The sequence below is a fragment of the Acidisoma sp. S159 genome (genome assembly GCF_009766125.1).
GTDB lineage: Bacteria > Pseudomonadota > Alphaproteobacteria > Acetobacterales > Acetobacteraceae > Acidisoma.
In genome coordinates this window covers 4,946-17,442 of sequence record NZ_LMUG01000079.1, presented here as the reverse complement: position 1 = coordinate 17,442, position 12,497 = coordinate 4,946, and the positions used below count along the sequence as shown (strand labels likewise).

The window sequence follows — 12,497 nt, the reverse complement described above, 5'->3', positions numbered from 1 at the left end:
CCTTATGCGCACTCATAAGGACGACCTTAAGCGCGCTCGATCATACCAACGCCAGGCGGCCACCGGCGGATGGATACGCTTTACCTGACGACAGCTGCAGGGAGAAATGCCGTCGTTGGCTGCCTATTCTCGCCAATCGAAATGGCCGCTGTTACCTCATCAGTGAGCGGCTAGACATGGTTGCCCGCTCCCGTTCTTAACGAACTTGGGAAGGCCTGCCGCCGCTTGGCATGCGCCGATCAAATCAATTTAGTAACGGCAATGCTTGGCCTGGTGCGCAGAGCAGCTGCGGGATGGGCCAATTCGACGGTCTCACCTCGGCCTAGTCTTGGGATTGGGCGAAATTTGCACAGGCCATTTCAGGTTCTGCACCTCCCGGCGGCGCTTCTCCCGCGCGAGCAGTTCATAGGCGACTGCCACCGATAGCCCAAGGCGAGCGGAGGCCTGGCGCATGGGTAGCCTTGCCACATGGACGAGATTCCAGAGCTCTGAGGCTAGGGTCTCGGGCGAACTTTCCATGGCGCGCGCTTCAGGCTGTGAAGTCGTAGCTTACCCGTCGGTTTTGGCGGGAAGAAAACACGATGGGTCGAGCGGGCTCCTGAGTATGTCATGGCCCCCCTGCTGAAAGTTTTTAGGATAGTTCAGCCCCCTGCGTGGAATTGTGTTTTGGGGATGCCCTTCATACTATGAGGGCCATTGAAGGATGTCCGAGATATGGTCGCCCTATGGGGGCGGCGCATTAAAGTAGTGGCGGCTAGGCACGCAGTTCGTCCGGCCCTGCATGACGCAATCCTGAAGCGCATCGACTTTTTTCAGAACGTGAACGACGTGAAGGCTGACCAGAGCAAACAGCAAAAGGAAGATGACCGCAGCCAAAGCGCTACGACGGCTGCCAGGTTCATCCTCCTGGCCACCTGTTAGGTCGGATGACCCCAGGAAGATGTCGGCGACGAACCACAAGGCCTCTCGAAATTCCAGACGCACCGTTTGTTTCGTCCCACTACGAGTAGAAATGAGGTAGCGCGGAATCGCCGTCGCGGCCCGACTAGGAGTTGTTACGAAACGTAACCCTGCCTGGTAAGGGCGGTCCTGGCCTCGCTAGAGCCAAATAAGGCCCGCCAGTCGCTCATCAGGACGAAGAGCACGAGCAGCATTATGCTCAGCATGCCGAAGCCAACGAGGGAGCCGACTTCCGGACGCGCCCGGCGGCGTCGCCACTTCGGCGCTAAGCAATCGCGCTTTCGACATCCGAGCCTACGGCGCCAAATGTGATGGTGCTACAGATGATGCGACCGCAATCAATGCGGCTCTCAATTATACTGGCTCGACTGGCGGCGGCACGCAGCCGGGCGGCTTGGTGACAGTCCGACCGTTTGCCAGTTGCAGCGTGTCGGGGAACAGGCACGGGCCAAGATACGGCACGATATGGCGGACCCGCGTTGACGCCTTCACCAGGCCGACAGACGGTTGATTGACCGGCGTCAGCAGCGTAACCGGCTTCCCGGCCTCTTGCGTGACGATCCGCAGCGGCTCGATCAGGTCCGTGTCATTCGTGAGGACAGCCGCTTCATCGAATGCGCCGGTAAAGGCATCGCGCACCAGGTGAACGCCCAGGTTCACGTCCGACCCTTTTTCCTCGGTTTTCCAGACATAGGCGACCTGGGGAGCCGCGCCCGCCGGAAGCGCGAAGCCGGGCCGGAAATCGGGCGGCTGCACCAGGCCCGCCACGGCGCCGCTATTCGCAACGTATGGATCAATGGTGCCTGTATTGGCATCGAGTTGGGTGGCAACACGCAGACCGTCGAGGACACTTACATCAATGGTGTCAGTGGCTCGGGCTGCTATGGCATTCGCGTAGGCTACTACACGAGGTCGGCGGCGACTGTGGATGCCCGGATCACAGGGTCAACGATCGCCGCAGATCAGGCAAATCCAGCCGATGCTGATCTGCTGGTCCAAGACGCCGGTGGATTGTTCCTTGCGCAAGATGACTTCCTTTTTGCCAAGACTGGAACAAAGCTAGAGGCCGGCTCCAACCAGACCATCGAATGGTCCACGCTTGGATCCTCGCATTATGGTGACACTAACAGCGTCGCCTAGATGACGATTGATACCGCTGCTTCAACGGCCGTAATCAGAGGCCTGGTGGCAGATGGCGGTTGGAGTTCCAGCTCATCCGGTGTCGGCATTCTCATTCAGAACACAGCGGGTGGACTTGTGAGTGGACTACATTTCCTAGGGATGCGGATCTTCAACAATCGCACAAACGCGGTGGAGGTGCACTCTGGTGTCAGCGACTTTACAATTCAAGATAGCGAGATCTGTGGAAACGCTAGCGCCGGCAGCGCTATCTATTTGTCCGCGGGGGGTCAGCAACTTCATCATCCGCGGAAACCGCGTGTCCGAAGCTTGCGCCGGGTTCGTAACCAACTCGCTGACCGGTGTCAATCTCGCCGGTTCGAACGCGAATGGGAATATATCGGACAACGACTTCTCTGGCCTCAACACCCCAATCAACAATAATCCTACCTCCAACAGCATTGTCACGGACAACACCCCCGTCAATACGGAACTTTTCACCCGAAAGAACGCGTCCGTAATTGCTTTGAACGGAGGTTACTCCGCTATTAGGATCATTGGGACAGGCAGCACCATCATCAACATGACCGGGGCTTGGAGTGGTCGAAGGGTCGAACTCTACAATGTGGGCAAGATGACGTTCGCACCCGGCGGTGCGCCGGGCTCGGCTATATGCAACGCACTAACGTCGCACCCAAACGTGCCCGTCGAAGCTACCTTCTTCGGCTGTTGGTACCTCAAGTAGTCGACCGCCCAATGACGTTAACTCGTTGCTGCATTAGCCTTGTTCTTTGTTCCGGTGCTCATCAAATCCCCAAGCTATGATGCTTCCGCCGCGCTCTCGACAGCGACGGCGGCCGATGATGCTGATCGGCAGGTCCTTGAAGACGACGGCGTGTTGGGCTGATGCGATGCCGTGGTCACACGGTGTCCCGTTGCCTTAGAGGAACGTCGGCGGAGTGATGGCAAGACCTGTCACGCGGGAGTGAGGCTCGCGGACGTGATTTGGGCCGCACTTCGCGAGCGATGGCTACCTTCCCCAGATAGGTCGCTACTTAGGCGGTGAAGCCTGAGCGAGTTGGCTGTGGCTTTTTCTCCAAGAATGCTGCAGGAGCTCCAATGGTGACCGTTGGCAGTTAGTCTATCGACATAGACGCCTTGGACTTCTTGAGCCAGGACGGATCAGGTCCTGAATATGGCGCGTTGCGGCTTATTCTGCTGGAAGCGGAAGGACTGCCGTTTCTCGAAACGGAGGATCATAGCGTTCATCCTTTGCGCAAGCATAAGCCTTTTATGTCCACTTGAGTTGTGGAAGCCGATGTCGCATATTTCAAGATACAATAGCGATTACTCAGTGAGTGCCGAAAATGAGTGGAACGGGCACGAGTGGGCCGCAGTTATATGTGTCCAGTTGAGTTCGCTGACTGTGAACCGCTACTGCGGTCGCAGTAGCGACGTTTGGACACCACCGACCTTGGTGTCTGTTACTAGCGTTTCAACGTCGCTGGAGTAGGCCGGTGTACCGAGGCTAATGCTCAAGGTCGAGGCCGCCTACCCAGGTACGTGTTCTGTCAGACTCAGAATTTAGTGAAGAAATGTAGTCACAGCTTCAGCAAGATGGCCTGGAGTATGCTTGCTGTCGTTCCGCCAGGTATGGTTTACTGTTCTCGGGAGCTTAGCCTGCTTCGCTCTTCACTGGTTCCCTCGCTTCGCGGGCCCCTTGCGGAGCCTTGACAGGGTGTCCAACAATGATGCCAAGCGACTGCGGGCGAGGATCCTGCTCGCGAAGGAGGTGGCTGAGCACCTCCTCGCTTCAAGATAGCCTCAGATCATGTCATCGCGCAGGCTTTCTCCCCTTGGTCGGCATCGCGGAGTCGGTCTTCTCATCGTCAGGATTAATCGGCGCCGGAGGCATTCCGCCCATTGGCTGTGGGTTCTCAATGTATTTGAAATCGGGTTCCTCATTCCAAGGACCGCGAGCATCATCACCCTGGGACAGGTTAAAGACCAGTTTGACCGTGTCATCTGGTGGGACGTTTCCGAAGAATGGATCGTCCAACTTGCCCATCTGATCGAGTGCTTTCATGAACATCTTCGCATGAGTTATCTCGCGGGTTAACAGGTGCACTAGCGTCTTCTTGGTGCCTTCATCGTCGCATGCCTTGATGAGAGCTTCATACGTCTGACGCGCACCGGCTTCGGCTGAGATATTAGCACGCAAGTCACGGACCACGTTACCGCCTTCTTGAATATAAGCGGCAGTCCAGCAACTCCCTTGGCTATCAAGAAAATGAGGTCCGCCGCCTTTCAGCTTGAACAAAGGTGCGTCGTGAATGGGCGTCTGGTCGATTTTGCTCGTGTGTTGAGCGATTAGCTTCCCAACCATCTCGAGATGACTAAACTCTTCTATGGCGATATCCTGGAGCATGTCGCGGATTGCCGCGTTCTCTACGTGGAACGATTGCACCCAATATTGAAGCGCGGCCGTCAACTCTCCAGTGGCGCCCCCGAATTGCTCGAGCAGGTATGTCCCAAATTTAGCGTCGGGCGTACCCACGTCTACAGCGTGAATAAGTTCTTTGCGATGAAGGAACATGACGTCTCCTTTAAGTTAAACAACCTGCGGGGCGATCGTTCACCCTGATGCCTCGAACTTTTCGAAAGCGTCGAGGACGCCGCAAAAGACCTTGCCTCTACCGGCAGTCAGAGGCTAGTACATATACTAGGTAGGGGTATCACGAGATCATGAGGTCGAGCTTCAAGGACGGTGGTTATATCTGCATCGCAGTGAAGAAGAACGAGGCCCCTTGCTCCAACGCCTTGGACGCATTGAGGGGCAGGTTCGAGGCCTACAGCAGATGATCATGCAGGAACGCTATTGTGGGGACGAGTTGCAACAGGCGCGCGCTATTTTGGCTGCCATGCGTGGTCTGATGCGACTGCTGATTTCACAACATGTCAGCGAAGGCCTTGACCGTGCAACCGACGGAACCCTCAAAAGGGCTGATGCTTTGCGCGATATCGAGAAGGTGCTGCTCCCAATTCTTCGCGGCAACTAGGTTTCGCTGCTGGAGGCCGATTCAATCCAGTTGATAGAACGGGCACCTCGTCAGATGGCCAAGGGCGTGCTCCGAACGTGCGCCGATGGGGATGATCATCAGACTCATGAGAGTGATAGACGCGTTCTGCTTCTTATGTCTTTCAGCTTGCGCTGCAGTTCGTTCAGTCGTTGCCGTGCCTCAGGCACCCCCTTATAACGCTGAGTACGCCCCAGCTCTCGGATAAACTTTTTTTGTTCCGCGATGTCCTGCTTGAGCCTAACCAACTGCGACTGCAAACTGCTGACTTGCACTTGATACCTCGAAAAGCAAGGCCAACTGCGACCTAAATTTCGTCGGAAGCACGCAACCCGTTCAGCGGGACGGCAGAGACTATCAGCCCCTTCTTGCATTTAGATACGGGTGACCCTAACTCAATGCTTTGCTATTGAACCTTCCCCCTCCCTTGGTGAATGCTGAGATGAAAAAGAGGGACGTCGCCAGCCCATGATCCCATAACAGCGCTTGTCGCTGAGCATAGGCCGGAGATGGGAGCGCCTGCTCCAGTTGTCAAACGCTACCTGAGATTCAGACGCCTCGATCTGCGGCGACTAAGCAGGGAATCCTTAGCATCTAACCCGACTTATTCACGGCATGGCTGCGATTCGGCGGCGGATGTCGCGTAAGCTGCTGATGCTGTTTACAGTTTGGGTGTCGAGACCAACCGGTTCCCACGATCGGAGCGCGCGTCACCCGCCATGCAAGAAGATACGATACTGCCCTTGGCTCTGCCAACCGTCGGGCGCAAGAAAGTCGTCGCTGCCTTTGACTGCGGGCGCCTGACATCGGATGGCGGGGTCGTCCTGCTGTCGCTCGCCGAGCAGCGGCTAAAGGTGGCCGAGAGACTGGCGGCGGCCATGCCCGATCATCGCGACCCGGCACGCGTGCTGCATCCTTTGGCCGACATATTGCGCGCCCGCATTTTAGCGATCGCCTGCGGCTACGAGGATGCGGACGACCTCGATAACCTGCGCACCGATCCCGGACTAAAGCTCGCCTGCGGACGCCTACCCGATACCGGTCGCGACCTGCCATCCCAGCCGACCATGTCGCGCTGGGAGAACGCCCCCGATCTACGCGAGATGATTGGGCTGATGCGCATCATGGTCGGCCTCTACTGCGACAGCTATGCCAAGCCGCCGTCGGCGGTGACGTTGGATATCAACGATACCTGCGATGTCGTTCACGGCCATCAGCAACTCGCGCTGTTCATATATGTTACTTGGAATCAGTTTGGGCCCAGCGTGACGTATTGTAGGAGGCGGCATGGCGATTACCGTTCCGTTGGCCGAGCGCTGGCCTGTCCTGGCCGCCGAGCCCAATGTGCTCGCGTGGCTTGGCATTCGATCGGCCCTCGGTATCGCCCCGCGCACGCTCGATGCCTACTGCCGGGGTCTTGCTGAATACTTGAGCTTCTGCGCGGCAGGCTCGGCCGACCCGCTTACCGCCGGACGAGATCACGTTGCCCGCTACGTCCGTGAGCTAACCCAGCGTCCCCCGCAGCGTGCCGGCGCGGGTCGGGACCCATCTTCTGGTGCAAATCTGCGACTAGCCAATGCCACAATACAGCAGCGGCTTACCGTGGTCCGGCTGTTTTACGACCACCTTATCGAGGAGGGCTTGCGTGACAATAACCCGGTCGGACGGGGCCGTTACGCACCCAGCGCTCGCATGGGCGGCAACCGTCGCGGCTTGGTTCCGCATGAAGTGCGGCTGCCTTGGATTCCGGATGAAGGAGACTGGCGGAAGATCCTGAATGTGGCGCGAATTGAGCCGATCCGCAACCGGATGATGCTTGCCCTCGCCTACGACGCGGGTCTTCGGCGCGAGGAACTATGTTGCTTGCGCACCGACGATATCGATCCCGGGCACAGACTGTTACGTATCCGAGCGGAGACCACGAAGGGCCGGCGAGAACGGGTGGTGCCATACTCGGCCGTCAGCGGTGAACTTCTGCGCGCCTATCTCGGACACCGCGCAGGAATTAGCATAGCACGGGGGCCGTTGTTCCTGTCTGAGTCGCGACGCAACCACGCCGATCCGCTGACCCCATGGACCTGGTCCAAAGTTGTCCGCCGGATCGCCGTTGCTGCTGGAGTACCCCGCTTCGGCACGCACACCCTACGTCACCTCTGCCTCACCGATCTCGCCCATGCTGGCTGGGAACTACATGCCATTGCCACATTCGCTGGGCACCGTAATCCAGCAACAACGCTTCAGTATATACATTTGTCCGGCCGTGAGCTGGCCAGTAAGCTCGCTCACGGCATGGCACAGCTTCATGACTGGCGGGTCGCCATGCTGGCCACGGCCGAGCCGGCTGGCCACGCATGACGACCTTACCAGCACCACTTCTCGACGTCACCCGCTTCGACCGCACAGCGGCGCTCTCGCCAAACGAGCGTGATGCACTGACATCGCTGGGATGGCAGCTCCGCCGGCCGCGAAGCCACGACGACGAGTTGCCGGAGTGGGGTGTGATCGCGCGCCTGCTTGTACCGCTCGACGCGGCTCGGTCTGCGTAAGTCTTGGGATCTTGGGAAATTGCAGTTGGGTCAGGAGAACATTAAATGCCTCGCACTATCAAACCCCTAAGTGCGGCCATCTTGGACCGTCTAACCGAAGTGCTGGTCAAGGATATGCACATTCGTCCCTCCAGCCCTGAGGCTCTGGCCACTTTGGTGGAGACCGATCGGACATTTACGCGGATGGTGAAGAAATTCTACTGGGAAACAGGGTACGGCCTCGAAATCTTTGACCGAGACGCTTTCAAAGACCTGATTGCTTTTCGATTCGCCGGGGAGGCATGGCCGAGCCTCGACAAAGAGGCGCTTTATTTCGAGAATACATTCATCCCGAGACTGCACGCTGGAGCGCTAGACGCTGGCTGGGAGGTCGTCTGATGGGCTGATTGAGCCGGCCTGAAGGTGATTCGCCTCGGAATCGCTGATATCAGGTCCAACATATTAACACGCGATAAGGACTGAATCGCGTGTTGAACGTGCGATTGGTGAAGAACGGCTGCTGAGGAGCTTTGGCGGGCTCCAAAATGGAGTCGACGGCGTCTTCACTCAGCTGTGTGTATCGATGCGGCGTTCTGACGGATAGCGCCCGCGGATCGTGAGCTCAAAGTACCGCCCCTTGGAGCCAGCAGTCAGCGACTTCTCGTGCACCGTTTGGGGCACGTTTTCGTAGGTCAGGAGCTCCGAGGTATCTCGGAACCACAGCTGCAGCTGGCGGGTTTGGCCGTCGTATTCAGCGCGCGAGATCGTGGAGACCGGGAATGCGGGCATCGTCTTGAGATGGAGTGATGTAGTAAGATGTGGAAGATAACTCGCACTTAATGAATTACTGGACACGGCTATGCTTTTACTAAACGACTAACACGGCAGAACGGCTTGGGCGGCTTCGGCTCTACCGGCACCTACAAATAGGCCTCAGATGCTGGCGCTGCCGGATAACGCCACGGGCTGTTGCGACTGCCCATAGCCGGTGTTCTGCGGCGGTGCAGGATCATGCCGCCATGTTGTATGTCTCGTAGCCAGACGAGCTATGCGGCGTTCCTAGGGCAAGGGTATCTAAAGTACCTTTCGATGCCGCTCTAGCCGAGATGCTCGACAAGCCTAGGCTGCTGGCGTTATCTTCCCGACCATAAAGGATTGCGTATGTGAGGGGACGGACGATGCGGAGGCGTCTGGCTATCGGGAGCGTTGCCGTCTTCACCGCCGTAGCTCTAGGTTCAAACAGCACCATCGCGGCGGACTTCGCTTATCTTTCGCAGGCAGTGAACACCATAAACGCAGCTTTCTATACGCCTACTGGCTTGGCTAGCGATGCCGCCAGAAAGGACTTAATGAACTTAGCTTGTGTAACACTAACGCGCTTTCTATCCGACCCTGCGTTCGAAGCTGTCGTAATCAAAGCCGGGGAGAAAGATCAAGCCGCAGAGGGTGAGGTGCATCAGGCTGTCTCCGATGTTGGCAAACTCAACGCCTTTGTAGCCGTTGAAACGAAAGCCTTGCAGGCAAATGGATATACGTCGCTATCGACGACTGACATCATCTCAACCGCGCTGAGCGAACGGCGTTTAGTCGGATATGGCTTCTCCCATTTCAGAGATGCAGTTAGTGACCTACAAACTGAGGCTTGCCACCTTGCCAATCAGCCCGCCGTTACGGATCGTCAGGTAGATGCAATGCGCATGGGCCTTTTAGGAGTGGCAATCTATGCGGTCGATTCTGTTCCAGCTCTTGGAGTATTAGGTGGGTTCTCCCGAGAGCTAGGTATGGGGACCGTTATCGATGCCATCAAAGGTTCTCAGTGACTGCGATGATACGCTGCATCAACCTTGGCGATAATCGGGTGCTCTCTACGTAGCCTTACGGGGAAGAAGTGGGTTTCGTTCCGCCATCACTGCAGCCTGTCGTACGTATTCGATCATCGTCTGAACCTGAGGAGATGTTCTTACGTATATGACGTGTATGTCGGGATTGTTGTTGGCGAAAACTCTGAAAATCTCATCCGCAAATGCTTGTCCTATCTCAATGATTCCCTCGAAATCGAGAATCACTTCAGAAAAGGCGCCGACTCTCGCAAGGATTCGCTTAGCCTGAGAACGGGAAACAAGTTCCTCGTTGGGGTATTTCCCTAGCTTGATTGGAACGTGAGTTTTTCTAAATGATACATTCCCCGAAGCTTGATATTGCTCAAAGACTTCGCGGCGACTCCATGTTGCCTTTGGTGATATCGCCATCATGACCTGTGTGCCTTGGACATCATAGTTAGTGTCGTGGTTTTCGATTAACCACTCGTCATCGAACTTTATTTCTCTAGCGTAGTATAAGTGTCCTGAAGAGATGTTGAACCGATTGAACATCCGAGATGTAAAGAAGATGCCTTCGCCCGAATGATTCTTTGTGTCTGACGTGAGCTTGCCCTTGGCGAGTTCCAGAAGGGCATGGCGGGCATCGACTAGATTGAAGTGATTTCTTATCTTCTCAAAGATGCCGATCCCCTGATCTAGAATCCTTATCTGAATCTCATCATAATAGATTGTCACGAGTATAGTTGCTGCCACGCTCGCTGAATGATCTATGCAGTTGTTATAAATTTCGGTGAAGCCGTATTGGCAAATCTCGACTACATTGGGACTCTGTTGGGCTAAAAGGGGCAAGACGCGATAGCGCCATATGGCGTCCTCAGAGCTATCCTTAGTGAGGGTAAAGCTATGCCTTTCATGATGGATAGGTTTCCGTTCGTATCGGCGACCCGAGGTTGTTCCGCTTGGAATCAGGAGCCCGGCATTGACAAGGCGGGTGAGATACCCCGCTATAGCTACGCGGGAGATGTTGAAGTGCTTGGTGGCTAGAGCCGCAATGTTCCCCGAGTTGACCGCAACGTTTTGAAGTATGAACTCTCGGATTTCCGGGTTTTCCCGGCTTTTGCGGGCCATTCAGGACCTCCAAATCCTAATTTATAAGGGTTAACGGCTTGCCTCTTAAAGGCTAAGCGTGTTAAAATTGAGACTTGTAAAGGCTGACGACAGCCGTTTAAAAGGCTACGCCGCTGGCCTGTCAAGATGCCCTATCGCTGCGATAACCCGCAGCGTCCCACCCAGACCATCAGGCTGCCGGACGGTCTCCGAGCAGCGGATAGCGTGCCACGTGATGCGCGAGAGTCACCCAGTTTGGCGGTAGATGGCATTTCTTACACACAAGCTTCCGAACGACCGTTCCGATCGTCCTGGCATTGCCGAGCGTTCCTATAAGGTCATCGATCGGTATCTCACGTGGCCTAGGACATGAAGGGCTCGGGCATTGTGCGACGATCCGCCAGCCGCTCCATCTGCCTAGGGGCTCGCGCAAGGCTTCTTGCCCACGTTTCCGCCGTCGCTCGCCCTTAGCAGCCCCTACGTCCAAATCGTCGCCCATGTTGGGAACATAATGCGAACTTCCGGTTCGCTGGTATTTAAAATCTATTCGTGCGTCTCTGAGGGAACGCGAGGGGAACTAGGTTTGGGCGGGCTCCCCAGGCCTCTACAGAACGTCTTGCCGGTGGGCGTAACCTCGATGTGCACGGAACGTCTGTCTCTCGGATCGGCTAGGCGACGCGCGAGCTTGTCTTGCACGAGGACGTCTACCGCTCTTGTCAAGGCTGGCTTGTGAATCCTCAGGGCTTCTGCCAGTCCTCGGACCGTCTGCGGGGCCTCTGCAGTATAGCAGGTAAGAAGGATGCCGAGCTGCCTGGCCGAGAGGTCGCGTTCTTCGCTTCGCACCATTGCCAAGATGCGCCCTCTGAACCAAGACAGGCGCGCGTCACTTTCAGCCTCACTATCTTTCGATTTCTCTCTGCTCGCCATTGAACAGTGCAACCTTCCGTTACAATTGCCTATTCGCTACTTGGCGTCTTGTGACGTCACGGCGATGAGTCCCGCGGCTTTGTGCCCAGGAGTTACGGGCAGGTGGAAGGGTGCGGGAGTCACTTCTTAATAGGGTGGCGCGCGTTCCATACGTCCTTGTAGGTGAGGCGCCAAACCTCAACGCCGCGGTCATCTATGAACCTTATGGCTTCGGCTCTGGCGGCAGGGCCTCTTGGATCAGGTAACGGCTGAGGACCCACTGAGCCAGTCCAGTCCCAGACCTGGCTCAAGGCATCCTTCGCATACTGCTCTTTGGAGTTGTGCTCGCGCCAGGGGCGCCGCGTAAGGACCTTTGGCGAGTTGTCGCCGATCTCCAGTCTGATCCATTCGACGAACATCATATACGTATCCCAAGCAGCTCCCGACACGCACAGGTGGGTAGTTGGCGATTGCGGCTTGCTTGTGGCCCTTATGGAATAATCACGGCATCGTTATCAGTGCCAGTACAGAGGCGTCCGTCGCTTGGGTGAGACAGGGCGTGCCAGTTGTGAGAGAGGCTTCGTTACAAAATTCGGCGGTGGCTACACCTCCAATTCATCCCGCGCGGGAATAGCTGTCATACGCGCGTCACTAGGGCGCGGAGATAACAGATCGACCAGGAGGCGCTCTATGAGGACCGTTCAGTTTGCCGTCGCGGCACTGCTGCTTGTCGCTCCGTCGGCTGTAGCTTTAGCCCAATCGAACCCGCCTGATCCGGGAAAAACTGCCCCTACCGGCGTAACTCAACAGCAGGCACTCTATGACGCGGGCGTCGCCGGATACAGCATGATGTCGGGCCTCACGAAAGAGAAGGACGGTAGTTGGATGGGTGAGGGCAACAAGGGTGGAAGCGAGAGCCGCTTCAGTGTCGATCCCTCTGGTAAAGTCACGCCAACGCCGTAGACCCTGAGGAACCGGGGGCC

General features: G+C 56.6%; 14 protein-coding genes and 1 pseudogene. 8 read left to right on the top strand and 7 right to left on the bottom strand.

The genetic code is table 11. The features are described 5' to 3' along the window. Window positions 1–723: 723 nt before the first annotated feature. Together GSQ92_RS26135 and GSQ92_RS26130 are read right to left on the bottom strand one after the other, a co-directional pair. On the bottom strand, window positions 724–984 hold the full coding sequence (locus GSQ92_RS26135; protein WP_159014537.1) for a hypothetical protein: 261 nt from the start codon (window positions 982–984) through the stop codon (window positions 724–726). Between the two features lie 330 nt (window positions 985–1,314). Next, a complete protein-coding gene (locus tag GSQ92_RS26130; protein WP_216856975.1) occupies window positions 1,315–1,620 on the bottom strand; it encodes a hypothetical protein in 306 nt (101 codons plus the stop codon). Between GSQ92_RS26130 and GSQ92_RS30475 the strand changes: the two genes are divergently transcribed. Next, entirely contained in the window at window positions 1,603–2,100 is a 498-nt protein-coding gene (locus GSQ92_RS30475) for a hypothetical protein (protein ID WP_216856974.1), read from the top strand. The genes GSQ92_RS26130 and GSQ92_RS30475 overlap by 18 nt on opposite strands. A 1,813-nt stretch (window positions 2,101–3,913) precedes the next feature. On the opposite strand, the gene GSQ92_RS26120 is transcribed toward GSQ92_RS30475, so the two are convergent. Then, window positions 3,914–4,675 carry a manganese catalase family protein gene (locus GSQ92_RS26120; RefSeq protein ID WP_159014534.1) on the bottom strand — a complete coding sequence of 254 codons (762 nt, stop codon included), beginning with the start codon at window positions 4,673–4,675 and terminating at the stop codon, window positions 3,914–3,916. 211 nt (window positions 4,676–4,886) lie between these two features. On the opposite strand from GSQ92_RS26120, the gene GSQ92_RS26115 reads away from it, so the two are divergent. The 5 genes and pseudogenes from GSQ92_RS26115 to GSQ92_RS26095 all read left to right on the top strand — a co-directional run bounded on the left by GSQ92_RS26115 (window position 4,887) and on the right by GSQ92_RS26095 (window position 8,080). After that, complete coding sequence (locus GSQ92_RS26115; protein WP_216856973.1) at window positions 4,887–5,138, top strand: metal-sensitive transcriptional regulator; 252 nt, start codon at window positions 4,887–4,889, stop codon at window positions 5,136–5,138. Window positions 5,139–5,875: 737 nt separating this feature from the next. Beyond that, window positions 5,876–6,388 (top strand): annotated as a pseudogene (locus GSQ92_RS31210) (transposase); the annotation flags it as partial. A gap of 55 nt (window positions 6,389–6,443) precedes the next feature. After that, a complete protein-coding gene (locus tag GSQ92_RS26105) occupies window positions 6,444–7,511 on the top strand; it encodes a site-specific integrase (protein WP_159014532.1) in 1,068 nt (355 codons plus the stop codon). Further along, on the top strand, window positions 7,508–7,702 hold the full coding sequence (locus GSQ92_RS26100; protein ID WP_159014531.1) for a hypothetical protein: 195 nt from the start codon (window positions 7,508–7,510) through the stop codon (window positions 7,700–7,702). Before GSQ92_RS26105 ends, GSQ92_RS26100 begins: the two co-directional genes overlap by 4 nt. Before the next feature lie 45 nt (window positions 7,703–7,747). Beyond that, the gene (locus tag GSQ92_RS26095; RefSeq protein ID WP_159014530.1) at window positions 7,748–8,080 is read left to right on the top strand and encodes a hypothetical protein; all 333 of its coding nucleotides are present in this window, start codon (window positions 7,748–7,750) and stop codon (window positions 8,078–8,080) included. Window positions 8,081–8,248: 168 nt separating this feature from the next. Here GSQ92_RS26095 and GSQ92_RS31950 read toward each other — a convergent pair whose 3' ends face one another. After that, a complete protein-coding gene (locus GSQ92_RS31950) occupies window positions 8,249–8,470 on the bottom strand; it encodes a KTSC domain-containing protein (RefSeq protein WP_159014529.1) in 222 nt (73 codons plus the stop codon). Between the two features lie 389 nt (window positions 8,471–8,859). On the opposite strand from GSQ92_RS31950, the gene GSQ92_RS26085 reads away from it, so the two are divergent. Then, window positions 8,860–9,501, top strand: a complete 642-nt coding sequence (locus GSQ92_RS26085; protein WP_216856972.1) for a hypothetical protein — start codon at window positions 8,860–8,862, stop codon at window positions 9,499–9,501. 45 nt (window positions 9,502–9,546) lie between these two features. Here GSQ92_RS26085 and GSQ92_RS26080 read toward each other — a convergent pair whose 3' ends face one another. From GSQ92_RS26080 to GSQ92_RS26070, 3 genes are all read right to left on the bottom strand, one after another. Continuing rightward, complete coding sequence (locus GSQ92_RS26080; RefSeq protein ID WP_159014527.1) at window positions 9,547–10,629, bottom strand: STAS-like domain-containing protein; 1,083 nt, start codon at window positions 10,627–10,629, stop codon at window positions 9,547–9,549. Window positions 10,630–11,151: 522 nt separating this feature from the next. Then, entirely contained in the window at window positions 11,152–11,454 is a 303-nt protein-coding gene (locus GSQ92_RS31945; RefSeq protein ID WP_371418599.1) for a MarR family transcriptional regulator, read from the bottom strand. Window positions 11,455–11,654: 200 nt separating this feature from the next. Then, the gene (locus GSQ92_RS26070; RefSeq protein ID WP_159014525.1) at window positions 11,655–11,936 is read right to left on the bottom strand and encodes a hypothetical protein; all 282 of its coding nucleotides are present in this window, start codon (window positions 11,934–11,936) and stop codon (window positions 11,655–11,657) included. Window positions 11,937–12,204: 268 nt separating this feature from the next. On the opposite strand from GSQ92_RS26070, the gene GSQ92_RS26065 reads away from it, so the two are divergent. Continuing rightward, window positions 12,205–12,477 (top strand): hypothetical protein, encoded by a 273-nt coding sequence (locus GSQ92_RS26065; protein ID WP_159014524.1) that lies wholly within the window; start codon window positions 12,205–12,207, stop codon window positions 12,475–12,477. The last annotated feature ends 20 nt before the right edge of the window (window positions 12,478–12,497 follow it).

What these genes read in the sequence shown, in the direction of transcription:
- GSQ92_RS26095 (WP_159014530.1), top strand. Translation starts at nt 7,748, where the DNA reads ATGCCTCGCACTATCAAACCCCTAAGTGCGGCCATCTTGGACCGTCTA.
- GSQ92_RS26120 (WP_159014534.1), bottom strand. Translation starts at nt 4,675, where the DNA reads ATGTTCCTTCATCGCAAAGAACTTATTCACGCTGTAGACGTGGGTACG.
- GSQ92_RS31950 (WP_159014529.1), bottom strand. Translation starts at nt 8,470, where the DNA reads ATGCCCGCATTCCCGGTCTCCACGATCTCGCGCGCTGAATACGACGGC.
- GSQ92_RS26085 (WP_216856972.1), top strand. Translation starts at nt 8,860, where the DNA reads ATGCGGAGGCGTCTGGCTATCGGGAGCGTTGCCGTCTTCACCGCCGTA.
- GSQ92_RS26080 (WP_159014527.1), bottom strand. Translation starts at nt 10,629, where the DNA reads ATGGCCCGCAAAAGCCGGGAAAACCCGGAAATCCGAGAGTTCATACTT.
- GSQ92_RS26100 (WP_159014531.1), top strand. Translation starts at nt 7,508, where the DNA reads ATGACGACCTTACCAGCACCACTTCTCGACGTCACCCGCTTCGACCGC.
- GSQ92_RS26070 (WP_159014525.1), bottom strand. Translation starts at nt 11,936, where the DNA reads ATGATGTTCGTCGAATGGATCAGACTGGAGATCGGCGACAACTCGCCA.
- GSQ92_RS26065 (WP_159014524.1), top strand. Translation starts at nt 12,205, where the DNA reads ATGAGGACCGTTCAGTTTGCCGTCGCGGCACTGCTGCTTGTCGCTCCG.
- GSQ92_RS31945 (WP_371418599.1), bottom strand. Translation starts at nt 11,454, where the DNA reads ATGGTGCGAAGCGAAGAACGCGACCTCTCGGCCAGGCAGCTCGGCATC.
- GSQ92_RS26105 (WP_159014532.1), top strand. Translation starts at nt 6,444, where the DNA reads ATGGCGATTACCGTTCCGTTGGCCGAGCGCTGGCCTGTCCTGGCCGCC.